This window comes from Streptomyces malaysiensis subsp. malaysiensis, assembly GCF_040653035.1.
Classification (GTDB): Bacteria; Actinomycetota; Actinomycetes; order Streptomycetales; family Streptomycetaceae; genus Streptomyces; species Streptomyces malaysiensis.
Genome location: NZ_JBEZNG010000004.1, coordinates 171,655 through 194,483, shown reverse-complemented (window position 1 = coordinate 194,483; position 22,829 = coordinate 171,655). Strand labels below are relative to the sequence as shown.

Sequence of the window (22,829 nt, the reverse complement as noted above, 5' to 3'; positions counted from 1 at the left end):
ATCAGCTCCTTACGGCGGTCACGGGAATCTTCTCGATCCTTATGGCGGACGCCTTGAACTCGGCCGTCCCGGCGATCGGGCAGTTGGCCTCGATCGTCAGGGAGTTGGTGTCCACCTCGTCGGGGAAGTGCATGGTCATGAAGGCGAGCCCCGGCCGCAGCCCGGGTTCGATCCACACCGGCGCCACCACCGAGCCGCGCCGCGAGGTGATCCGCACTCGCTCCTCGGCCTCCACGCGGTAGCGGGCCGCGTCCTCCGGGCACAGCTCGACGTACTCGCCGCGCCGCAGCGGGGAGGCGAAACCCCCGCTCTGCACCCCGGTGTTGTACGAGTCCAGGCGCCGTCCCGTGGTGAGCCGGATCGGAAAGGCGTCATCGGTCAGATCGACCGGCGGATCGTGCTTCACCGGGCCGAAGGGGGCGCGGGCGCCGCGCCGCTCCGAATCGCTCTCCCACAGCCGGCCGTGCAGATAGGTGGGTTCGAGGCGGTCGGTGCTCGGGCAGGGCCACTGGATGCCCTGGTGCTCCTCCAGCCGGTCGTAGGTCATGCCGAAGTGGTCGGGGGAGACGGCGCGCAGCTCGTTCCAGACCTCCTCCGAGCCCTCGAACTTCCAGTCGTGGCCGAGCCGCCGCGCCAGCTCGCAGATGATGTCGATGTCCTCGCGCGCCTCGCCCGGCGGCTCCACGGCCTTCCGCACCCGCTGGACGCGGCGCTCGCTGTTGGTGGTGGTGCCCTCCGTCTCGCACCAGGCGGCGGTCGCCGGGAGCACCACATCGGCCAGCTCGGCGGTCTTGGTGAGGAAGATGTCCTGGACCACCAGGTGCTCCAGCGACTCCAGCCGCCGGACGGCCTGTTCGGTATCGGCCTCGGACTGGGCCGGGTTCTCGCCGATGCAGTAGACGGCGCGCAGCTCGCCCGCCTCCATGGCCTCGAACATCTCGGTGAGGTTCAGCCCGTACCGCGGCTGGATGACGACATCCCAGGCGCGCTCGAACTTGGTGCGGATGGGCGGGTCCAGGATGTCCTGGAAGCCGGGCAGCCGGTTGGGGATGGCGCCCATGTCGCCGCCGCCCTGGACGTTGTTCTGGCCGCGCAGCGGCTGGAGCCCGGAGCCGTACCGGCCGACATGGCCGGTCAGCAGGGACAGATTGATCAGCGCCCGGACGTTGTCGGTGCCGTTGTGGTGCTCGGTGATGCCGAGGGTCCAGCACAGCTGGGCGCGCTCGGCGGTGGCGTAGGCGTGCGCGAGATCGCGGATGGCGTCGGCCGGGACGCCGGTGACCTGCTCCGCGACGCTCAGCGTCCAGGGCTCCACATGGGCCGCGTACTCCTCGAAGCCACTGGTCGAGCGCTCGATGAAGGCTCGGTTGGCGAGCCCCGCGTGAATGATCTCGCGGCCCACGGCGTGGGCGAGCGGGATGTCGGTGCCCACGTTGAGCCCCAGCCAGCTCTCGGCCCATTCGGCGGTCGAGGTGCGGCGCGGATCGACGGCGTACATCCGGGCGCCGTTCCTGATGCCTTTGAGGACGTGGTGGAAGAAGATCGGGTGCGCGAAGCGGGCGTTGGAGCCCCACATCACGATGAGGTCGGTGTCCTCGACCTCCCCGTACGACGACGTCCCGCCGCCCGAGCCGAAGACGGCCGACAGCCCCGCCACGCTGGGTGCGTGGCAGGTGCGGTTGCAGGAGTCGACGTTGTTGGTGCCGATCACCACCCGGGTGAACTTCTGCGCCACGTAGTTCATCTCGTTGGTGGCGCGGGCGCAGGAGAACATGCCGAAGGCGTCGGGCCCGTGGGCCGCCGTCACGGCACGGAATCCGGCGGTGGCCCGGGTGAGCGCCTCGTCCCAGGAGGCCCGGCGGAGTTCACCGCTCACCGAGTCCCGCACCAGGGGGTGGGTGAGCCGCGGGTACTGCTTCTGTTGTCGGTTGCGTTGGCGGTTACGGGCCACGACGGGCTCCTTACGGCGGTCACGCCGTCATGCGGCGTCCGGAAGGCCGGCGCCGGTGCTGGTCGCCGAGAGCAGATCGGCGAGGGCGTGCACGGCGCGCAGGGTGGGCACGGGGGTGCCGGTGAGACCGGCGAGTTCGACGACGGCGGCGAGCAGTACGTCGAGTTCGAGTGGCTTGCCCTTCTCCAGGTCCTGGAGAGTCGAGGTCTTGTGGTCGCCGACGCGTTCGGCGCCGGCCAGCCGCCGCTCGATGGAGATGGCGGGGTGGCAGCCGACGGCTGCGGCGACGGCGAGCGTCTCCCGCATCATCGCCTCGACGAGCGCGCGGGTGTCGGAGTGGCGGCAGATCTGGCCCATGGTGGCGCGGGCGAGGGCGCTGATCGGGTTGAAGGAGATGTTGCCGAGCAGCTTGATCCAGATGTCCTTGCGCAGATCGTGCTCGACGGGGCATTTGAGCCCGCCCGCGCACATCGCCTCGCTGAACTCGAGGCAGCGCCGGGAGACGCTGCCGTCGGGCTCGCCGATGGAGAAGCGGGTGCCCTCTAAGTGGCGTACGACGCCGGGCGCTTCGATCTCGGTGGCCACGTAGACGACACAGCCGATCGCGCGTCTTCGGGGGAGCGTGGCCGAGACCGCGCCGCCCGGGTCGATGGATTCGATCCGGCGGTCGGCCAACGGGCCGTCGAGCCCGTGGAAATACCACCAGGGGATTCCGTTCTGGGCCGCGATGACGGCCGTACGGTCATGGAGCAGGGGGTGTACGAGCGGCCCGCACGCCGCGTACGAGGTGGCCTTCAGGCCCAGGAAGACATAATCGACCGGGCCGATGTCGGCCGGATCGTCGGTGGCCGCCGGGTGCGCGGTGAAGTCGAGGTCCGGACGGGGGCTGCGCACCACCACGCCGCCCGCCCGCAGCGCCGCCAGATGCGGGCCGCGGGCGAGCAGATGGACCTCGGCGCCCGCGCGGTGCAGCGCGGCTCCGACGAAGGCGCCGATCGCACCGGCACCGACTACTGCGACTTTCATGGTGGGGACTCTCCGTTCGGTTGAGGGGACCGAGCGTGTGAGTGTCGTCGACTGAATATTGAATACAGTATACCCGCGAGGGGGGTCAAGGAGTCGGACGACGACACCTCAACCCCCGCTGGAGCGGGCTCAGCCGGTGAAGAGCTGGGTGGCCTTACGGATCAGCTCATAGACCCCGTAGCCGAAGGGCAGCACCACCCAGGCCCAGACGGCCACGGTCAGCGCGGTGCGGTTCCCGGTCGGTTCACTCATCGGTCTCCTCCCTTCTCGGCGGGCGCCGCCTCCGCCTCGGCCGCCGCGGCGGGGGCCGGTTCGTGGAAGCGCGGATGGACCGGACGTACCAGCTCATTGGCGATGAAGCCGACGACCAGCAGCGCGATCATGATGGTGAGCGACAGCGAGTACAGCCCGGGGCCGGTCTTCCCCGCCTCCTCCTGGTGGTCGGCCACCTTGTTGACGATGTACGGGCCGAGGACTCCGGCCACCGACCACGCGGTGAGCAGCCGGCCGTGGATCGCGCCCACCTGATAGGTGCCGAACAGGTCCTTCAGATACGCCGGAACGGTCGCGAAGCCGCCGCCGTAGAAGGAGAGGATGACCAGCGCGCACACCACGAACAGCGGCTTGGAGGAGTCCCCGAGCTGGGCGATGGCCAGATACATCAGCGCGCCCACGCCCAGATAGATCCGGTACATGTTCTTCCGGCCGATGAGGTCGGAGGTGGACGACCACACCAGCCGTCCGGTCATGTTGGCCGCCGACAGCAGGGCGACGAAACCGGCCGCCGCGGTGGCGGACACGGGGGTGTCGGTGTCCTTGAAGTAGTCGCCGATCATGGGCGCGGCCTTCTCCAGGATGCCGATGCCCGCCGTCACGTTCATGCACAGCACCACCCACAGGCACCAGAACTGCGGGGTGCGCAGGGCGTTGCGCGCGGAGACATCGGCCGTGCTGACCATGTGCCCCTGCTCCAGCGGCGGCTCCCAGCCGGCGGGCCGCCAGCCCTCCGGCGGTACGCGCACCAGCAGCACGCCCAGGGCCATGAAGACCCCGTAGGTCAGGCCGTGGACCAGGAAGGTGGTGGCGATGCCGCCGTTGTCGGTGCCGAAGCGCTCCATCAGCCAGCTCGACCACGGCGAGGCGATCAGCGCGCCGCCGCCGAAGCCCATGATGGCGATGCCGGTGGCCATGCCGGGCCGGTCGGGGAACCATTTCATGAGCGTGGAGACGGGCGAGATGTAGCCGATGCCGAGGCCGATCCCGCCGATGAAGCCGTAGCCGAGGACGACCAGCCAGTACTGGCTGGTGGCGGCGCCGAGCGAGGCGACGAGGAAGCCGGAGGAGAAGCAGACGAGGGAGACGAACATCGCCCAGCGGGGCCCGTTGCGCTCGACGAGCGTCCCGCCGAAGGCGGCGGACAGGCCGAGCATCACGATGCCCAGCTGGAAGGGGAGCGCGCTGGCCGTGCCCGAGAGGTCCATCGAGGACTCCAGGGGCGGCTTGAACACGCTCCAGGCGTAAGCCTGGCCGATGGAGAGGTGGACGGACAGCGCGGCGGGCGGCACCAGCCACCGGCTCCAGCCCGGTGGGGCCAAGGTGCGTGAGCGATGCAACGGTCCGACACGATCATTGGTGAGCATGTGCCCGGACTTTAAGGATTCAACGAGTCAATGACTAGACGTGAAAGCACCTGGGATGTGTCAGTCGCGTGGATGGGATGGGTAAACTGTAGACAATAACCAATTCCTGCACCAGGTGAACGACGAGCCAAAGGGGGCGCGATGCTGTCCAGGGGACTGCCGCAGGGCGCGGTACCGAAGCTGGAGCGGCCCGGACCGCTCCGCGAGCGCGTCTACGAGGCGCTGCTCGAACTCATCACCACCCGCGCCCTCCGTCCCGGCCAGCACCTCGTCGAGAGCGAGCTCGCCGGACAGCTGGGAGTCTCCCGCCAGCCGGTGCGCGAGGCCCTCCAGCGGCTCAACACCGAAGGCTGGGTCGATCTGCGGCCCGCGCAGGGTGCGTTCGTCCACGAGCCCACCGAGGAGGACGCCGATCAGCTCCTCACGGTGCGCACCCTGCTCGAGGCCGAGGCCGCCCGGCTGGCCGCCGCCGGGGCCGACGCGGCCGGTGTCGCCGCGCTGGAGGACCTGTGCGCCAAGGGCGAGCGCGCGGTGCTGGACGACGATGTGGACGGCGCGGTCGCGGCCAACGCCGAATTCCACGCCAAGGTGATGGAGCTCGCCGGAAACGCGGTCCTGTCCGAGCTGGCCGCCCAGGTGGACCGCAGGGTCCGCTGGTACTACACCCCGGTCGCCCGGCAGCGCGGCAAGCAGTCCTGGATCGAGCACCGCGAGCTGATCGCGGCCATCACCACCGGTGACGAACACCGCGCCACCGCCATCATGCGCGCCCACACCGAACACACCCGCCGCACCTACCACGAGCGCGAGCGGTCCTGACCCGTCCCCGCGACGTCACCCGCCGGTGCCCGGCGACCCGTTCCCGCGACGTCACCCCTGAGCGACGTCCATGCGGTCGACCGCTTCCTTGGCCTCCTTCAGACCGGCGTCGGTGAGCTCCCGGTAGACCTTGATGGCCTCGATCTTCTTGCCCTCCCGCACCAGGGCCGCCACCCGCTCGAGTCCGGGCTCGGCCACCTCGATGTCCAGGTGGCCGAGGATCAGATCCAGCTTGCGCTCGATCCGGTCCGCCCTGCGGTGCAGCTTCTGAATCCTCGACTCCAGCAGCGGATACTGAAGGACGAGGGCCACGATCGCGATGTACGCCGCTATCTCCATGATCGCCGATCGTAGTGGCCGAACTCTTTCGCCGGACGCCCACTCCTGAGCGGGCGCTCGCACGTGCTGTCCCGAAATCTACTCGGCTTTGTCCTGTGGCAGGAGAAAGTCATGGCCAATTGCGGCGCAAGTTCTTCCCACCCCCGACAACCGCTGCTACGTTCCCCGTGAAAGCCCGGCCACGTGGATGCCGATGACGGCGGGAGGGGCAGCGTGAGGCGCATGACGGCACGACCGGCGAACGCACATCAGGCGCGACTGCTCCGCCTGTTGCGTGACGGCGGCCCCAACTCCCGTGCTCAGCTGGGCGATGAGATCGACCTTTCGCGTTCGAAGCTGGCCGTGGAGATCGACCGGCTGCTGGAGACCGGGCTGGTCGTCGCGGACGGGCTCGCGGCCTCTCGGGGCGGGCGGCGGTCGCACAACATCCGGCTCGCGCCGGGGCTGCGGCTGCTCGGTGTGGACATCGGCGCCACCTCCGTGGACGTCGCCGTGACCAATGCCGAACTGGAGATTCTCGGCCACCTCAACCAGCCCATGGATGTGCGCGAGGGACCCGTCGCGGTCTTCGAGCAGGTGCTGGACATGGCCGCGAAGCTCCGGGCCTCCGGCGTGGCCGAGGGGTTCGACGGGGCGGGCATAGGAGTGCCGGGCCCGGTGCGGTTCCCCGAGGGCGTGCCCGTGGCACCGCCGATCATGCCGGGGTGGGACGGCTTCCCCGTACGGGAGGCGCTCAGCCAGGAGCTCGGCTGCCCGGTCATGGTCGACAACGATGTGAACCTCATGGCGATGGGGGAGCAGCACGCCGGAGTCGCCCGTTCCGTCAATGACTTCCTCTGCGTGAAGATCGGCACCGGTATCGGCTGCGGGATCGTCGTCGGCGGTGAGGTCTACCGCGGTACGACGGGCAGCGCGGGCGACATCGGCCATATCCAGGCCGAACCCGATGGCCGCCCCTGCGCCTGCGGCAACCACGGCTGTCTGGAGGCGTACTTCGGCGGCGCGGCGCTGGCCCGTGACGCCGAGGAGGCCGCCCGCGACGGCCGGTCCCCCGAACTCGCCGCCCGGCTCGAGGAAGTCGGCAGCCTCGCCGCCACGGACGTCGCGGCCGCGGCGTCGGCGGGCGACGCGACCGCCCTCGACCTCATCAGGGAGGGCGGCACCCGTACGGGCCAGGTCATCGCCGGGCTCGTCAGCTTCTTCAACCCCGGTCTGGTGGTCATCGGCGGCGGTGTCACCGGGCTCGGCCATACCCTGCTCGCCGCCATACGGACCCAGGTCTACCGCCAGTCCCTGCCCCTGGCCACCGGAAACCTCCCCATCGTGCTGGGCGAACTCGGCCCGGCCGCCGGGGTCACCGGCGCGGCCCGCCTGATCAGCGACCACCTCTTCTCACCGGCATGACGGCCTGAGGGCCTGCGGGCTCGAGGGCCTGCGGGCTCGAGGGCCTGCGGGCTCGAGGGCCTGCGGGCTTGACGCCCGATGACCTGACGGCCCGATGACATAACGGCCCGACGGCCCGACCCCGCCCGGTCAAGGCCGGGCCGTACCTCGGCACAGCGCAGCAGCACGGCAGCACGGCATCCGCACCGCCCCTCGGCGTACGCCACGCCGAGGCACGAGCCGCACCACCCGGCACCACCGAGCCGCACCACCCCGCACCGAGCCGCACCACCGAGCCGCCCCTCCGGGTCGCGCCGTACCCCGTCGCGCCCCGCACCGCACCACCGCACCGCTTCAGCGCACCACCGAGCCACACCGCGCGCCCCGCGCCGCGGCTCCCGCACGCCCAGCGACCCGCACCCGACCCGCCCCGCACCCGCACCCGCACCGAGCGAAACTGCCGAGGAGGCCCGCCATGGCACCGGCACCACCCGACCCGCGCCCGCTCCTCACCATGTCCGCGATCACCAAGTCCTTCCCCGGCGTACGGGCCCTCGACGGCGTCGACCTCGATGTCGAAGCGGGTGAGGTGCACTGTCTGCTCGGCCAGAACGGCGCGGGCAAGTCCACCCTCATCAAGGTCGTCGCCGGGGCGCATCAGCCCGACAGCGGTGAGATCCTCTGGAAGGGCACACCGGTCACCCTCAAGTCGCCCGTGGCCGCCATGCGGCTGGGGATCGCCACCATCTACCAGGAGCTCGACCTGGTGGAGGGGCTGTCCGTCGCCGAGAACGTCTTCCTCGGCCATGAGATGGCCACCGGCGGCTTCGTCCGCTCCCGGGCGGCCCGCACCGCCACCGCCGCGCTCCTCACCCGGCTCGGGCACCCCGAGATCGACCCGGGGCGGCTGGTCGGGGAGCTCTCCGCGGCCGGGCAGCAGATCGTCTCGATGGCCCGCGCGCTCTCCCATGACGTCCAGCTGATTGTGATGGACGAGCCGTCCGCGGCCCTCGACCCGGACGAGGTCGACAACCTCTTCCGCATCGTCGGCGATCTCACCGCCGCGGGGGTCGCGGTCGTCTACATCTCGCACCGGCTGGAGGAGATCCGCCGGATCGGCGACCGCGTCACCGTGCTCAAGGACGGCCGTGCCGCGGCCCGTGGGCTGGCCGCCCGCACCACCCCCACCCGCGAGATCGTGGCCCTGATGACGGGCCGGGACGTGGAGTACGCGTTCCCGCGCCGCACCACCGCCGCCCCGATCGCCACCGCCACGCCCGTGCTGCGGCTGGACAACCTCGGCAGGGCCGGGGAGTTCGACCCGATCGACCTCGAAGTGGCGCCCGGTGAGATCGTCGGGCTGGCCGGGCTCGTCGGCTCCGGGCGGTCCGAGATCCTGGAGACCGTCTACGGCGCCCGCCGCCCCACCTCGGGCCGGGTCCTGGTGGACGGCCGCCCGCTGCGCACCGGCAGCGTGACCGCCGCCGTGCGCGCCGGGCTCGGCCTCGCCCCCGAGGAGCGCAAGGCGCAGGCGCTGCTGATGCTGGAGTCCGTCACCCGCAATGTGTCGGTCTCCTCGCTGACCCGCTTCTCCCGCGGCGGCTGGGTGGACCGCGGCGCGGAGCGTGCGGCGGCCCGCCGGTGCGTCCGCGATCTGTCGCTGCACCCCGACGATCCGGAGCGGCCGGTGCGGACCCTGTCCGGCGGCAATCAGCAGAAGGCCGTACTGGCCCGCTGGCTGCTGCGCGGCTGCCGGGTGCTGCTGCTGGACGAGCCGACGCGCGGGGTGGACGTCGGCGCCCGCGCCGAGCTGTACGCGGTGATCCGCCGACTCGCCGACGACGGCATGGCCGTCCTCCTCGTCTCCAGCGAACTGCCCGAAGTCCTGGGCCTCGCCGACCGGGTGCTGGTGCTCCGCGAGGGCCGCGTCGTCCATACGGCGCCCGCGCGCGAACTGGACGAGCACCGCGTCCTCGATCTCGTCATGGAAGGGAGCCCGTCGTGAATTCACCCGGGAGCAGGCCGGCGTCCCGCCCCCCGGCCGACCCCGCCCCGGTACCGGGCGCGGGCGCCACGCTGACGGCCGGTCCGGTCGGCAAACCGCCGGCCGGCCGCACCGACACCGATCCCCTGAGCAGGCTGCGGCGCCTGGCCGACCTGCGCAACCTCTCCCTCGTCGGGGTGCTGGCGGTGCTGATCGCCGTCGGCGGTTTCACCAAGCCCGATGAGTTCCTCAGCACCGACAACCTCCAGCTCGTGCTCACCCAGGCGTCCGTCATCGGCGTCGTCACCGTCGGCGTGACCTTCGTCATCACCAGCGGCGGCATCGATCTGTCGGTGGGCGCGATGGTCGCCCTCGCCTCGGTGTGGGCCACCACGCTCGCCACCCAGGACTACGGGCTCGGCGGCATCCTGCTCTGCGCGGTCCTGGTGGGGCTCGGCTGCGGACTGGTCAACGGGGTGCTCATCGCGTACGGCGGGATGGTCCCGTTCATCGCCACCCTCGCGATGCTCGCCTCCGCCCGCGGTCTGGCCCTCCAGATCAGCGACGGCAAGACCCAGGTCGTGACCGTCAACCAGGTCCTGGACCTCGGGCTCCCGGACTCCTACATCCTCGGCATACCGCCGCTGGTGATGATCTTCGCGGCCGTCACCGTCGTGGGCTGGCTGGTGCTCAACCGCACGACGTTCGGCCGGCGCACCGTGGCCATCGGCGGCAACGCGGAGGCGGCGCGGCTCGCGGGCATCGACGTCAAGCGGCAGCGGCTGATGCTGTATCTGCTCTCCGGGCTGTGCTGCGGTGTCGCCGCCTTCATGCTGGTCGTCCTCACCGGCTCGGGCCAGAACACCAACGGCAATCTCTACGAACTCGACGCCATCGCCGCCGCGATCATCGGCGGCACGCTGCTCAGCGGCGGCCGCGGCACCATCACCGGCTCCGTCCTCGGCGTCCTCGTCTTCACCACCATCACCAATCTGTTCGCCCTGAACAACCTTCAGAGCGATGTCCAGCAGATCGCCAAGGGCGCGATCATCGTCGCCGCCGTCCTGGTACAGAAGGGTCGTTCGACGCCATGAGGTATGCCAAGAGCTCCTCCACCACCAGTCGCAGAAATCTGCTCATGGGCACCGCCGCGGCGGGCGCGCTGTTCGCCGCCGGGTGTACCAGCAACGAGAACAACGATGACGGCGACAACGCCAAACAGGCCGCGAACACCGCCAATGACAAGCCCGGTAAGGCGGTCACCATCGGCTTCGCCGGGCCCCAGGCCGACCACGGCTGGCTCAACGCCATCAACGAGCAGGCCAAGCGGCGCGCCAAGGAGTACAAGGACGTCACGCTGGAGGCCACCGAGGGCTCCAACGACACCGCCCAGCAGATCGGCCAGATCGAGACCCTCATCAACAAGAAGGTCGACGTCCTGGTGATCCTGCCCGCCGACGGCAAGGCGCTCACCCAGGTGGGGCTCAAGGCCATGCGGGCGGGTATCCCGGTGGTCAACCTCGACCGGATCTTCGCCTCCCCGCAGGCGTACCGCTGCTGGATCGGCGGCGACAACTACGGCATGGGCCTCAACGCCGGGCGCTATATCGGCGAGCAGCTCAAGGGCAAGAAGAACGCCAAGGTCATCGAGTTGGCGGGGATCGACAACCTGGAGCTGACCCGGCAGCGCACCGAGGGCTTCAACGACGCCCTGAAGAACTACCCGAACATCAAGAAGGTCGGCCGCCAGGCCGCGGAGTTCACCGTCGAGTCGGGCCAGGCGAAGATGGCCCAGCTGCTCCAGGCCCACTCCGACTTCGACGCCCTGTGGAACCACGACGACGACCAGGGCGTCGGCGCCGAGCGCGCCATCAAGCAGGCCGGGCGCGATGACTTCCTCATGGTCGGCGGCGCGGGCGCCAAGCGCGCCATGGACGCCATCAAGGCCGACAACAGCGTGCTGAAAGCCACCGTGCTCTACCCGCCCACCATGGCCGCCTCCGCCATCGACCTCGCCCGCGCGCTCGGCCAGGGCAAGGGCGTCGGCGGTCTCGCGGAGCTGGAGATCCCGGCTTCCCTCACCCTCTACTCCGCCGTCGTCACCAAGGACAACGTGGACGAATACCTCCCCACGGGATTCAGCTGAGCCCGATTGAGGGCCAGACCCCCCACCTCGCGTCGGTTTGCGATCGTCAGAAGGAGTCCCATGGAAAGTCCTGAAGCGAAGACGCTCGGCGTCGGCATGGTCGGCTACGCCTTCATGGGCGCCGCCCACTCCCAGGGCTGGCGTACCGTCGGCCGTGTCTTCGACCTCCCCGCGCGCCCCGTGATGTCCGCCATCTGCGGGCGCGACGCGGACGCCGTACGGACCGCCGCGGACCGGCACGGCTGGGCCGCCGCCGAAACCGACTGGCGGGCGATGATCGCCCGTGACGATGTGCAGCTGGTCGACGTCTGCACCCCAGGCGACAGCCATGCCGAGATCGCCATCGCGGCCCTGGAGGCGGGCAAGCACGTGCTGTGCGAGAAGCCGCTCGCCAACTCCGTGACCGAGGCGGAGGCCATGGTGGAGGCGGCGCGGCGGGCGAGCGAGCGCGGACAGGTGGCGATGGTGGGCTTCAACTACCGCCGCGCGCCCGCGATCGCGTACGCCCGCCGGATGGTGGCGGACGGGCGGATCGGCGTGCTGCGGCATGTGCGGGTCACCTATCTCCAGGACTGGATCGTCGACCCGGAGTTCCCCCTGGTGTGGCGCCTGCGGCGGGAGTACGCGGGCTCCGGCGCGCTCGGCGACCTGGGGTCGCACATCGTCGACCTGGCGCAGCATCTGGCGGGGGAGCGGCTGATCGGTGTCTCGGCGCTCACCGAGACGTTCATCCGGGAGCGGCCGCTGCCCGCGGGCGCGGTGGCCGGGCTCGGCGGCTCCGGCTCGGGCGGAGCGGCCCGCGGACCGGTCACGGTCGATGACGCGGCGCTGTTCACCGGGCGGTTCGGCTCAGGTGCGGTGGCGTCGTTCGAGGCCAGCCGGTTCGCCGCGGGCCGTAAGAACTCGCTCAGGATCGAGCTCAACGGCGATCGCGGCTCGCTCGCCTTCGATCTGGAGCGGCTCAACGAGCTGTCCTTCCACGACCACACCGAGCCCGCCGCCGACTCCGGCTTCCGCCGGATCCTGGTGACCGAGCCCGAGCACCCCTACCTAGACGCGTGGTGGCCGCCCGGCCACGCCCTCGGCTACGAGCACACCTTCGTCCACCAGGCGCGGGACATGGTGCTCGCGGTGACCGAGGGGACCGGCCCCGAGCCGTCCTTCGAGGACGGGCTCCAGGTGCAGCGGGTGCTCGCCGCCGTCGAGGACAGCGCGGAGAAGAACTGCGTCTACACCCCCGTACCCGCCTGAGGAGGAGGCCGGAATGCCCAGACCCTTCACGCTCTTCACCGGCCAGTGGGCCGACCTTCCCCTGGAGGAGGTCTGCCGGCTCGCCCGCGACTTCGGCTACGACGGACTGGAACTCGCCTGCTGGGGCGACCACTTCGAGGTGGACCGGGCCATCGGTGAGCCCGGCTATCTGGACGGGCGGCGCCGGCTGCTCGAGAAGTACGGCCTCAAGTGCTGGGCCATCTCCAACCACCTGGTCGGCCAGGCCGTGTGCGACTCACCCATCGACGAGCGCCACCAGGCCATCCTGCCCGCCAGGATCTGGGGCGACGGCGAGGCGGAGGGGGTCCGGCGGCGGGCCGCCGCCGAGATCGCCGACACGGCCCGCGCGGCGGCCGCCTTCGGCGTCCGTACCGTCATCGGCTTCACCGGCTCGTCCATCTGGCATCTGGTGGCGATGTTCCCGCCGGTGGTGCCGGGGATGATCGAGCGGGGCTACGAGGACTTCGCCGAGCGCTGGAACCCGATCCTGGACGTCTTCGACGCCGAGGGCGTGCGCTTCGCCCACGAGGTGCACCCCAGCGAGATCGCCTACGACTACTGGACCACCCACCGGGCCCTGGAGGCCGTCGGCCACCGCCCCGCCTTCGGGCTCAACTTCGACCCCAGCCACTTCGTCTGGCAGGACCTGGACCCCGTCGGCTTCCTGTGGGACTTCCGGGACCGGATCTACCACGTCGACTGCAAGGAGGCCCGGAAGCGGCTGGACGGCCGCAACGGGCGCCTCGGCTCCCATCTGCCCTGGGGCGACCCCCGCCGCGGCTGGGACTTCGTCTCGGCGGGCCATGGCGATGTGCCGTGGGAGGACGTGTTCCGGATGCTGCGGTCGATCGGATACGACGGCCCGGTGTCGGTCGAATGGGAGGACGCCGGGATGGACCGGCTCACCGGCGCCCCGGAGGCGCTGTCCCGGCTGAAGCACTTCGACTTCGACCCGCCGACGGCGTCGTTCGACGCGGCCTTCGGCGGCGGGGAGAAGTAGCCCGGCCCGTTCGGCGATCGAGGACCCGCCCGCAAGGCCACTGGGTGGGGGACCGCACACCGCGCCCCCACCCAGCTTTGTCCTGCTCGTGGATGAAGAAGATCTGTTTTATGTCAAAGGGGTTTCCGTACTGGACAAACCCCGCTACGGTCCTTGAGATGTACCGGTCACATGGGGCCCCTCGCCCCGCACCGGTCATCCCGGCGCGACGGCGCGCGCCTGTGCCAGTCACGGCGGCCTGACGGCCCGCCCGTACCCCCCCTCTTTCCACGGAGGATCAGCGTGCACAGGAAAAGGCTTCGACTGCGCGGTCCCCTCGCGCTCGTCACGAGCGCACTGCTCGTCGGCGCGGGGCTCGCGTTCACCGCTCCCCAGGCGGGCGCGGATCAAGCGGATCAACCCGCCCCGGCCGCCGAGCAGTTCCAGCAGGTGACCCTCGCCAAGGGCGTGGAGGAGACCGGCGAGCCCATGACGCTCGCGGTGCTCCCCGACCGCTCCGTGCTGCACACCTCGCGCGACGGCACCCTGTGGCTGACCGATGCCACGGGCGAGACCAAGATGTCCGGCAAGCTGCCGGTCTACTCGCACGACGAAGAAGGGCTCCAGGGCGTCGGTGTCGACCCCGGCTTCTCCGACAACCGCGCCATCTACCTCTACTACGCGCCCCCGCTCGACACCCCCGCAGGTGACGCCCCCACCACGGGCACGGCCGCCGACTTCGCGAAGTTCGACGGCGTCAACCGCCTCTCCCGGTTCACCCTCGACGCCGACGGCACGCTGAACACCGGCAGCGAGAAGAAGGTCCTCGACGTGCCCGCGAACCGTGGCATCTGCTGCCACGTCGGCGGGGACATCGACTTCGACGCCGATGGCAACCTGTACTTGTCCACCGGTGACGACAGCAACCCGTTCGAGTCCGACGGCTTCACCCCCATCGACGAGCGGGACAACCGCAACCCGGCCTTCGACGCCCGGCGCTCCGCGGGCAACTCCAACGATCTGCGCGGCAAGGTCCTCCGGATCAAGGTGGCCGACGACGGCTCCTACACCGTCCCGGACGGCAACCTCTTCGCGCCCGGCACCGAGAAGACCCGGCCCGAGATCTACGCGATGGGCTTCCGCAACCCCTTCCGGATCAGTGTCGACAAGCCGACCGGCACGGTCTACGTCGGCGACTACGGACCGGACGCGGGCGCCGCCAACCCCGAGCGCGGCCCCGGCGGCGCGGTCGAGTTCGCCCGGGTGACCAAGGCCGGCAACTTCGGCTGGCCTTACTGCATCGCCGACAACAAGCCGTACCGCGACTACGACTTCGCCACCGGCACCTCGGGGCCCGCCTTCGACTGCGCCGCGCCCGAGAACACCTCGCGGTACAACACCGGGCTCACCGAGCTGCCGCCCGCCCAGCCCGCCTGGATCCCGTACGACAACAACTCCGTGCCCGAGTTCGGCTCCGGTTCCGAATCGCCGATGGCCGGGCCGGTCTACCGCTACGACGCCTCGCTGGACTCCCCGGTGAAGTTCCCCGAGGCGTACGACGGGAACTTCTTCGCGGGCGAGTTCGGCCGCCAGTGGATCAAGCGGATCGAGCAGGACGCCGACGGCACCGTGCAGAAGATCAACGACTTCCCGTGGTCCGGCACCCAGGTCATGGACTCCGCCTTCGGCCCCGACGGCGCGCTGTACGTCCTGGACTACGGCCTCGGCTACTTCAACGGCGACGAGCACTCCGCGCTCTACCGGATCGAGAACGCCACCGGCGGACGCTCGCCCATCGCCGAGGCGAGCGCCGACCGCACCTCCGGCAAGGCGCCGATGAAGGTCAACTTCTCCTCGGCGGGCACCTCGGACGCCGACGGCGACACCCTCACCTTCAGCTGGGACTTCGGCGACGGCACCACGTCGAGCGCCGCCAACCCCTCCCACACCTACCGTAAGAACGGCACCTACACCGCGACGCTCACCGTCAAGGACCCCACCGACCGCACCGCCAGCGCCACTGTCCACCTCACGGTCGGCAACACCGCGCCCACGGTGACGCTGCAACTGCCCGGCGACGGCCAGCTGTTCGCCTTCGGCGACGAGGTCCCGTTCAAGGTCCAGGTGACCGACCCGGAGGACGGCACCGTCGACTGCGCCAAGGTCAAGGTCACCTACATCCTCGGCCATGACAGCCACGGCCACCCCGTCACCTCGGCGAACGGCTGCTCCGGCACCATCAAGACCAACGCCGACGGCGAGCACGACCCCAACGCCAACATCTTCGGGGTCTTCGACGCCGAGTACACCGACGGCGGCGGTGGCGGCCAGCCGCCGCTGACCGCCCACGACCAGAGCATCGTCCAGCCCAAGCACCGGCAGGCCGAACACTACGACGACAGCCAGGGCGTCTCGGTGATCAACCACACCCCGGCCAACGGCGGCAAGACGGTCGGCAACATCGAAAACGGCGACTGGATCTCCTTCGCCCCGTATCTGCTGGACAACGCCAAGGACTTCACCGCACGGGTCTCCTCGGCGGGGGCCGGCGGCACCCTGGAGATCCGCAGCGGGTCCCCGACCGGACGGCTGCTCGGCAGCGTGACCGTGCCGGTGACCGGCGACTGGGAGACCTTCCAGGACGTCAAGACGACGCTGCGGGGCACCCCGGCCCGCAGCACCACGCTGTGCCTCGTCTTCAAGGGCGGTGCGGGAGCGCTCTTCGACGTGGACGACTTCACGATCGGCACCGGCTGAGGCGTTCAGGCGCCCAGGCGCTGACGCGTTGACGAACGGGGCCGGGGGCGGCCACTGCGGCCGCCCCCGGCCCGGAGGAAGGAGCACGACGGATATGCACCCGCACTCTTCTCCGCACTCCAGACCCCACTCCCGGCGCGGGGCACGCCTCGCCGCGGTCGGGGCCACTTTGCTGCTCGCTCTGGCGGCCCTGCCCGCCGCCGCGTCGGGGGCCGCCACCTCCGGCGCCGACTCCGCCGCGGAGCCGTCCGGCCGCGTCCTGGTCTTCTCCAAGACGGCCGGATTCCGCCACGACTCGATCCCCGACGGCATCGCCGCCATCGAGGAACTCGGTGCCCAGGGCGGCTTCGCCGTCGACGCCACCGAGGACGGCGCCGCCTTCACCAGCGACAACCTCGCCCGCTACGACGCCGTCGTCTTCCTCTCCACGACCGGCGACGTCCTGGACGCCGCCCAGCAGTCGGCGTTCGAGGGCTATGTGAAGGCGGGCGGCGGCTACGCCGGCGTCCACGCGGCCGCCGACACCGAATACGACTGGCCCTTCTACGAGGGCCTGGCCGGGGCGTACTTCCAGTCCCACCCCGCGATCCAGCAGGCCACCGTGGACGTCGAGGACCGCGCCAACCCCGCGACCGCGCATCTGGCGCCGACGTGGGAGCGCACGGACGAGTGGTACAACTACCGCACCAACCCCCGGGAGCGGGTGCGGGTCCTCGCCACGCTCGACGAGTCCTCGTACCAGGGCGGTGGGATGGGCGAGGACCACCCCATCTCCTGGTGCCAGGAGTACCAGGGCGGCCGCGCCTTCTACACCGGCTTCGGCCACACCAAGGAGTCCTACGCCGACCCCGCCTTCCGTCAGCACCTGCTCGGCGGCATCCGCTACGCCACCGGCGCCGCACACGCCGACTGCCGTCCCGAACAGGGCTACCGCCCGCTCTTCGACGGCACCTCGACGGACGGCTGGAAGCAGGCGGGCCCCGGGGCCTTCACCCTCGACACCTCGTCCGGGACGCTCACCTCGACGGGCGGCATGGGCATGCTCTGGTACGAGGCGAGCGAGCTGCACTCGTACTCGCTCAAGCTGGACTGGAAGATGGCGGGCGACGACAACTCCGGCGTCTTCGTGGGCTTCCCGGCCTCCGACGACCCCTGGTCGGCGGTCGACAACGGCTACGAGGTGCAGATCGACGCCACGGACACCCCCGACCGCACCACGGGCTCGGTCTACGGCTTCCAGTCCGCGGACCTCGCCAAGCGGGACGCGGCGCTGAACCCGCCGGGGGAGTGGAACACCTACGAGATCCGTGTGCAGGGCGAGCGGCTGCGGATCTGGCTCAACGGCGTGAAGATCAACGACTACACCAACCGGGACCCGGCGCGCAGCCTGCGGCAGGGCTACGTCGGCATCCAGAACCACGGGGACGGGGACGAGGTCTCCTTCCGCGACATCCGCGTCAAGGAGCTGCCGGCGAAGGGCGGCGGCCACCACAACCACCACGACGGCTAGGCGCCCCCGTTCGCCGTCCCGACGGCCCGAGGGGAGCCGTGGGGGCGGCGTGGCGGCGGGCAGGAGTACGCCGCCTCCTCCCGCCGCCACCCCAAGCCACCACCAGGGTCCGGGCCCCGGGACTCCCGGACCCCGGCCGCCCCGGGGCTCCCCAGCCCCGGGGCCCGGCCGCCTCGGGACCCGAGCGCACGGGCCTCGGGGCGGCACGGCCCCGGGTTCCGATGCCCGGAGTCGGGGAAGCCCTGGCTCTGGGGCCCGGGTTCGGGCTCCGGCTCCCGGGCCGGAGCTGGGACCCCAGGGCCCGGGTTCCGGCCCGGCTTCGGCCACGGCCGCGGGCGTGGGCCAGAGCTCCGGGTTCGGGGTCCGGTCCTTGGCCCCGTAGCCGCTGCCGGGCCCCGCCCGGACGGTGGCGGTCCGCCGCCCCGCACGACCGCCGCACTCGCACCACCGCAGTGCCCGCACGGACCGACCGACCAGCCGACAGGACCCGCGGGGCCCACTCGCCGGACCCGCCCTCACCCACCCGCCCCGACACCCGTACGACACGAGCGAACCGGTGCCGCACACGTATCGCCGCCGCGGACGCGGATCCGCGGTGGCCGAACCACATGCGCAACCCACCCCCATCCGGGAGGCAGCCAGTGACCACCCGTCCCGACGACATCACCCCACTCCGCGACGCACCCCGTACGGGGGTCTGGCTCATCGGCGCTCGCGGTTCCGTCGCCACCACCGCCGTGGCGGGCTGTGCCGCCGTCGCCGGGGGGTTGCAGCCGGCGACCGGAATGGTCACCGAGACCGCGCCGTTCGCGGACAGCGGCCTTCCCGCGCTCGCCGATCTCGTCTTCGGCGGGCATGACACCGCCACGACCCCGCTGCCCAAGCGGGCCGAGGCGCTGGCCGCCGACGGGGTGCTGCCGCACGGGCTGCCCGCCGCCGTGCGTGCCGAACTCGCCGCCGCCGACGCGGCCGTCCGCCACGGCGGGCCGCAGCCCGGCGACGGCCGCGGTGAGGAGGAGCTGATCGCGGCCTTCGCGGCCGACCTCACCGACTTCATCCATACGCACGGGCTGGCCCGCGCCGTCGTCGTCAACGTCGCCTCCACCGAAGCGGCCCCCGAGGACGGCGAAACCCTGCCGCCCAGCTCCCTCTACGCGGCCGCCGCGCTGCGGGCCGGATGTCCGTACGTCAACTTCACGCCGTCCGCCGGGCTCCACCACCCCCGGTTGCGCGAGCGCGCCGAGCGCTCCGGTCTGCCGTACGCGGGGCGCGACGGCAAGACGGGGCAGACGCTGCTGCGGTCCGTCCTCGCGCCGATGTTCGCACAGCGGGCGCTGGCGGTACGGAGCTGGTCCGGTACGAACCTCCTCGGCGGTGGCGACGGCGCCGCCCTCGCCGACCCGGGCGCCGCGGCGGCGAAGAACGCGGGGAAGGCACGGGTCCTCAGCGACACCCTCGGCGAACTCCCCGACGGTGAGCTGCACATCGACAACGTGAGCGCGCTCGGCGACTGGAAGACCGCCTGGGACCACATCTCCTTCGAGGGCTTCCTCGGCTCGCGGATGATCCTCCAGACCATCTGGCAGGGCTGTGACTCGGCCCTCGCCGCACCGCTCGTCCTCGATCTGGCCCGGCTGACCGCCCGCGCCCATGAGACCGGCCTCGCCGGGCCGCTCCCCGAACTCGGCTTCTACTTCAAGGACCCGGACGGCGGCCCGGCCGCCCTCGCCGACCAGTACGCGGCGCTCGTCGGCTTCGCCGGGCGGCTGCGGGGCCGGGCATGACGCGGGCGGCGGGGAAGGAGCGGGGCGGCTGGGGGAGCTGGGGGGACTGGGCCGAACTGCTCAGGGTGTCGGCCCTGTTCACCGTGCCCGGTGACGCCCTGGCGGGCGCGGCCGCGGCCCGGAGCCGCCCCAACCGGGGCACGGCGCTCGCGGTCTGCGCCTCGCTGTGCCTGTACGAGGCGGGCATGGCGCTCAACGACTGGGCGGACCGGGACATCGACGCCGTGGAACGCCCCGGGCGCCCGCTGCCGTCGGGCCGTATCGCCCCGGCCGCCGCGCTGACCGCCGCGACCGGGCTGACCGCCGCCGGGCTGCTCTGCGCCGCGGCCGCGGGCCGCCCGGCCCTCGCCACGGGAACGGCCCTGGCGGGCGCGGTGTGGGCGTACGACCTGGGGTTGAAGAACACCCCCGCGGGCCCGTCCGCCATGGCCGCCGCCCGCGCGCTCGACCTCCTCCTCGGCGCCACGGCCTCCGCCCCCGCCGCCGCGCGCTCCGCACTGCGCCCGGCCGCCGTCCTGGGCGCCCACACCCTCGCGGTGACCACGGTCTCCCGCCACGAGGCCGTCGGCGGCTCCTCGGCGGCTCCCCTCGGCGCCCTCGCGACGGGAGCGGCGATCGCCTGGGCCGCCACCAGGCGCCCGGCGCCCGCTTCGGGGCGCGGTCCTGAAGCGGGCCATGGCGCGCCGGCCGCGGCTGCGGACGGGGCCACCAGCGGCGCTCCGGTGGGAGCCGTGGCCGCCGGTGGCGCCTTCGCCGCCCTCTCCAGGGAGCTCTCCCGCGCGGGCCTGCGCCGCGGTGGTCCGGTTCGGCGACTCGCCAGGGCCCTGGTCGCCCCGGCTTCTTCGGGCCAGGGCAACCGCCCTGGTCGGCGGTGGGTCCCTCGGCGCGCCGTCGCACCGGCGGGCCTGGTCCCCGCCGTTGACGCGGCGCTCGGCGGTGGGGCCGTCCCGGGGCGTGGTCCGGTGATCGGTGGCGCCGTGGGCCGGGGCCCGGCCAACGGGTGGAGCCGGAGCGCGGCGGCCAGGGTCCGGGCGGCAGCCTCGCCCGGGACCGCCGTGCCCAGCCCGGCGGCCGTCACCCACGAGCTCGCGCGGGGCAAGGGCGTACGGGCGGGGCGCGGCACTCCGGCGAAGTGGCTCGGCGCGGCGGTCGTGGCGGGCACCGGGCATGGCGGTCCGCCGGGCGGACCCGGGGCACGGCGCGGTGGTGCCGCGAGGCGGTTCGTTACGGCGGCCATCGGTGGCGGTGCGCCGGGCGGACCGCGTGCCGCAGCAGGGTTGCCCCTGACCGCCGCCCCGCGCGCAGCGGCGGCCGAGCGTACGCGTCCGGTCAGTCGCATCGCGGCCGTCGCCGGGGCCGGCCTCGCGGGTGGCCGTGCCGGGGCCGCGCCGCCCCGGAGCACCGGGACCTCCGCCTTGCCCGGCGCGGCCACCGGCCGCCTCGCGGCCCTTGCCGGGGTCGCCCTCGCGGGCGGGTACCTGGCCACGGTCGCCCGGCCGTTGGCGCATGCCGCGCTCAACCCCTCCCCGTACTTCCTCCAGCGCGCCGTCGGCAGCGGCATCCGCGCGATGATCCCGCTTCAGGCCGTGCTCGCCTCCCGCGCCGGGGCGCACCGTACGGCGGCGGGGCTGCTCGCGCTCATGCCCGTGGCCCGCCGGCTGTCGAGAAAGGTCAGCGCGACATGAGCCGCCCCAACCCGGAGTCCCTGCGCTTCGCCTACGGCACCAACGGTCTGACCGACCTCCGCCTGGGCGACGCCCTCGCCCTGCTCGCCGACCTCGGCTACGACGGCGTCTCGCTGACCCTCGACCATATGCATCTCGACCCGCTCGCCCCTGACCTCACCGCCCGTACCCGCCGCATCGCCCGCGACCTCGAACGGCTCCGCCTCGGGGTCGCGATCGAGACCGGTGCGCGGTACGTGCTCGACGCCCGGCGCAAGCACCACCCCACCCTGCTCGACCCGGACCCCGAGGCGCGGGGCGCCCGGATCGATCTGCTGCTGCGGGCCGTACGGGTGGCGGCCGAAATCGGGGCACCGGCCGTGCACTGCTTCAGCGGGGTGCTGCCGCCCGGCGAGCCCGAGGAGACGGCGTGGCGGCGGCTGGCCGACGCCATCGAACCGGTGGTCGTCGCCGCCGAGGCGGCGGGCGTGGCCCTCGCGATCGAGCCCGAGCCGGGGCATCTCCTCGCCGACCTCGCCGGATTCCACCGGCTGCGGACGGCGCTGGGCGATCCGGCCGCACTCGGCCTCACCCTCGACATCGGCCACTGCCAGTGCCTGGAGCCCGCCCCGCCCGTCGAGTGCGTGCGCGCGGCTGCGCCTTGGACGCGGCATGTGCAGATCGAGGACATGCGGCGCGGGGTGCATGAGCATCTGCCGTTCGGCGAGGGGGAGATCGACTTCCCGCCGGTCCTGGAGGCGCTGCGCGCCACGGGGTACCGGGGGCTGGTCGGCGTGGAGCTGCCCCGCCACTCCCACGCCGGTCCCGAACTGGCCCGCACCTCGCTGCGGTTCCTCCGGGAGGCGGAACGTGCCGCGATCGAGGGAGGCGTCCGATGCTGACCGTGACCGAACTCCGCGCCGCCGTGGAGCGGTGCCTGGACGAGACGGGACGCGCCTGGCTGGACAGGGCCCTGACGGACGCAGCGAAAACGGGCCCGCGGCAGGCCGACTCCGCCTCGGCCGGGGGTGCTTCTGCCTCCGCCGGAGGTGTTTCCGGTCCGGCTCAGGGTGATTTCGTCCCCGCCGGAGGTGTTTCTGCCTCCGCCGAGGGTGTTTCCGCCGCTGCCGGAGGTGTCTCTGCCCCCGCCCAGGGGGATTCCGCGCCCGTCCGAGGTGCTTCTGCCCCCGCCCAGGGTGCTTCCGGCCCCGCCCAAGCCGCTTCCAGCCCGGCTCCGGGCGGCTCCCGCCCCGCCCGCTGGGAGCTGGACTTCGCCTCCGCGGGTCGCCACGTCCGTGCCACTCGACCCGCGACCGCGCAACCCGCCACCACCCCGCCCGTCACCGGCCAGCCTGCTGTCACCGGCCACCCCGCCGCCACCGCCCCGCCCGATGCCCCCGCCACCGCACCGACTGCCACCGCACCGACCACCGCCACCCCGCCCGACGCTCCCGTCGAGACGGCTACTCCCGCTGGGACGGCTACTCCCGCTGGGACGGCTACTCCCGCTGGGACGGCTACTCCCGCTGGGACGGCTACTCCCGCTGGGACGGCTACTCCCGCTGGGACGGCTAC

At 72.2% G+C, this 22,829-nt stretch carries 16 protein-coding genes and 1 pseudogene; 12 read left to right on the top strand and 5 right to left on the bottom strand.

Annotated elements, in window-relative coordinates; all coding sequences use genetic code 11:
• Position 1: 1 nt before the first annotated feature.
• From AB0E24_RS10400 to AB0E24_RS10385, 4 genes are all read right to left on the bottom strand, one after another.
• Positions 2-1,951: a molybdopterin oxidoreductase family protein gene (locus AB0E24_RS10400; RefSeq protein WP_093699975.1), complete on the bottom strand. Its 1,950-nt coding sequence runs from the start codon at positions 1,949-1,951 to the stop codon at positions 2-4.
• A gap of 27 nt (positions 1,952-1,978) precedes the next feature.
• Positions 1,979-2,977, bottom strand: a complete 999-nt coding sequence (locus AB0E24_RS10395; RefSeq protein WP_069866964.1) for a 2-dehydropantoate 2-reductase — start codon at positions 2,975-2,977, stop codon at positions 1,979-1,981.
• 129 nt (positions 2,978-3,106) lie between these two features.
• A complete protein-coding gene (locus AB0E24_RS10390; protein WP_256114259.1) occupies positions 3,107-3,229 on the bottom strand; it encodes an MFS transporter small subunit in 123 nt (40 codons plus the stop codon).
• On the bottom strand, positions 3,226-4,617 hold the full coding sequence (locus AB0E24_RS10385) for an L-lactate MFS transporter (protein WP_069866963.1): 1,392 nt from the start codon (positions 4,615-4,617) through the stop codon (positions 3,226-3,228). Before AB0E24_RS10385 ends, AB0E24_RS10390 begins: the two co-directional genes overlap by 4 nt.
• Before the next feature lie 141 nt (positions 4,618-4,758).
• Between AB0E24_RS10385 and AB0E24_RS10380 the strand changes: the two genes are divergently transcribed.
• Entirely contained in the window at positions 4,759-5,436 is a 678-nt protein-coding gene (locus AB0E24_RS10380; protein ID WP_069866962.1) for a GntR family transcriptional regulator, read from the top strand.
• Between the two features lie 51 nt (positions 5,437-5,487).
• Here the strand turns inward: AB0E24_RS10380 and AB0E24_RS10375 are convergent, their stop codons facing one another.
• Positions 5,488-5,775 carry a ribosomal protein L7/L12 gene (locus AB0E24_RS10375; protein ID WP_069866961.1) on the bottom strand — a complete coding sequence of 96 codons (288 nt, stop codon included), beginning with the start codon at positions 5,773-5,775 and terminating at the stop codon, positions 5,488-5,490.
• Positions 5,776-5,997: 222 nt separating this feature from the next.
• Here AB0E24_RS10375 and AB0E24_RS10370 point away from each other — a divergent pair, with 222 nt between their 5' ends.
• From AB0E24_RS10370 to AB0E24_RS10320, 11 genes and pseudogenes are all read left to right on the top strand, one after another.
• Positions 5,998-7,179 carry an ROK family transcriptional regulator gene (locus AB0E24_RS10370; RefSeq protein WP_069866960.1) on the top strand — a complete coding sequence of 394 codons (1,182 nt, stop codon included), beginning with the start codon at positions 5,998-6,000 and terminating at the stop codon, positions 7,177-7,179.
• Positions 7,180-7,633: 454 nt separating this feature from the next.
• Positions 7,634-9,163, top strand: a complete 1,530-nt coding sequence (locus AB0E24_RS10365; RefSeq protein ID WP_079259458.1) for a sugar ABC transporter ATP-binding protein — start codon at positions 7,634-7,636, stop codon at positions 9,161-9,163.
• Positions 9,160-10,236 carry an ABC transporter permease gene (locus AB0E24_RS10360; RefSeq protein WP_069866958.1) on the top strand — a complete coding sequence of 359 codons (1,077 nt, stop codon included), beginning with the start codon at positions 9,160-9,162 and terminating at the stop codon, positions 10,234-10,236. The genes AB0E24_RS10365 and AB0E24_RS10360 overlap by 4 nt, the downstream gene beginning before the upstream one ends.
• Positions 10,233-11,288: a substrate-binding domain-containing protein gene (locus tag AB0E24_RS10355; RefSeq protein WP_069866957.1), complete on the top strand. Its 1,056-nt coding sequence runs from the start codon at positions 10,233-10,235 to the stop codon at positions 11,286-11,288. The genes AB0E24_RS10360 and AB0E24_RS10355 overlap by 4 nt, the downstream gene beginning before the upstream one ends.
• 60 nt (positions 11,289-11,348) lie before the next feature.
• Positions 11,349-12,539: a Gfo/Idh/MocA family protein gene (locus AB0E24_RS10350; protein ID WP_079259459.1), complete on the top strand. Its 1,191-nt coding sequence runs from the start codon at positions 11,349-11,351 to the stop codon at positions 12,537-12,539.
• A 13-nt stretch (positions 12,540-12,552) separates the two neighbouring features.
• Positions 12,553-13,560, top strand: coding sequence for a sugar phosphate isomerase/epimerase family protein (locus tag AB0E24_RS10345; protein ID WP_069866955.1), 1,008 nt, complete (start codon positions 12,553-12,555; stop codon positions 13,558-13,560).
• Positions 13,561-13,842: 282 nt separating this feature from the next.
• Entirely contained in the window at positions 13,843-16,296 is a 2,454-nt protein-coding gene (locus AB0E24_RS10340) for a PQQ-dependent sugar dehydrogenase (protein WP_250849432.1), read from the top strand.
• Positions 16,297-16,390: 94 nt separating this feature from the next.
• The gene (locus tag AB0E24_RS10335) at positions 16,391-17,806 is read left to right on the top strand and encodes a ThuA domain-containing protein (protein WP_079153158.1); all 1,416 of its coding nucleotides are present in this window, start codon (positions 16,391-16,393) and stop codon (positions 17,804-17,806) included.
• 641 nt (positions 17,807-18,447) lie between these two features.
• Entirely contained in the window at positions 18,448-19,590 is a 1,143-nt protein-coding gene (locus AB0E24_RS10330; protein WP_359376002.1) for an inositol-3-phosphate synthase, read from the top strand.
• Positions 19,587-20,351 (top strand): annotated as a pseudogene (locus AB0E24_RS45980) (SCO3242 family prenyltransferase); the annotation flags it as partial. The gene AB0E24_RS10330 and the pseudogene AB0E24_RS45980, both read left to right, overlap by 4 nt.
• A 920-nt stretch (positions 20,352-21,271) precedes the next feature.
• Positions 21,272-22,156 (top strand): sugar phosphate isomerase/epimerase family protein, encoded by an 885-nt coding sequence (locus AB0E24_RS10320; protein WP_359375998.1) that lies wholly within the window; start codon positions 21,272-21,274, stop codon positions 22,154-22,156.
• Positions 22,157-22,829: the final 673 nt, after the last annotated feature.

Coding starts and splice junctions, on each gene's coding strand:
- AB0E24_RS10395 (WP_069866964.1), bottom strand. CDS start 2,977: ATGAAAGTCGCAGTAGTCGGTGCCGGTGCGATCGGCGCCTTCGTCGGA.
- AB0E24_RS10390 (WP_256114259.1), bottom strand. CDS start 3,229: ATGAGTGAACCGACCGGGAACCGCACCGCGCTGACCGTGGCCGTCTGG.
- AB0E24_RS10385 (WP_069866963.1), bottom strand. CDS start 4,617: ATGCTCACCAATGATCGTGTCGGACCGTTGCATCGCTCACGCACCTTG.
- AB0E24_RS10380 (WP_069866962.1), top strand. CDS start 4,759: ATGCTGTCCAGGGGACTGCCGCAGGGCGCGGTACCGAAGCTGGAGCGG.
- AB0E24_RS10375 (WP_069866961.1), bottom strand. CDS start 5,775: ATGGAGATAGCGGCGTACATCGCGATCGTGGCCCTCGTCCTTCAGTAT.
- AB0E24_RS10370 (WP_069866960.1), top strand. CDS start 5,998: ATGACGGCACGACCGGCGAACGCACATCAGGCGCGACTGCTCCGCCTG.
- AB0E24_RS10365 (WP_079259458.1), top strand. CDS start 7,634: ATGGCACCGGCACCACCCGACCCGCGCCCGCTCCTCACCATGTCCGCG.
- AB0E24_RS10355 (WP_069866957.1), top strand. CDS start 10,233: ATGAGGTATGCCAAGAGCTCCTCCACCACCAGTCGCAGAAATCTGCTC.
- AB0E24_RS10350 (WP_079259459.1), top strand. CDS start 11,349: ATGGAAAGTCCTGAAGCGAAGACGCTCGGCGTCGGCATGGTCGGCTAC.
- AB0E24_RS10345 (WP_069866955.1), top strand. CDS start 12,553: ATGCCCAGACCCTTCACGCTCTTCACCGGCCAGTGGGCCGACCTTCCC.
- AB0E24_RS10335 (WP_079153158.1), top strand. CDS start 16,391: ATGCACCCGCACTCTTCTCCGCACTCCAGACCCCACTCCCGGCGCGGG.
- AB0E24_RS10320 (WP_359375998.1), top strand. CDS start 21,272: ATGAGCCGCCCCAACCCGGAGTCCCTGCGCTTCGCCTACGGCACCAAC.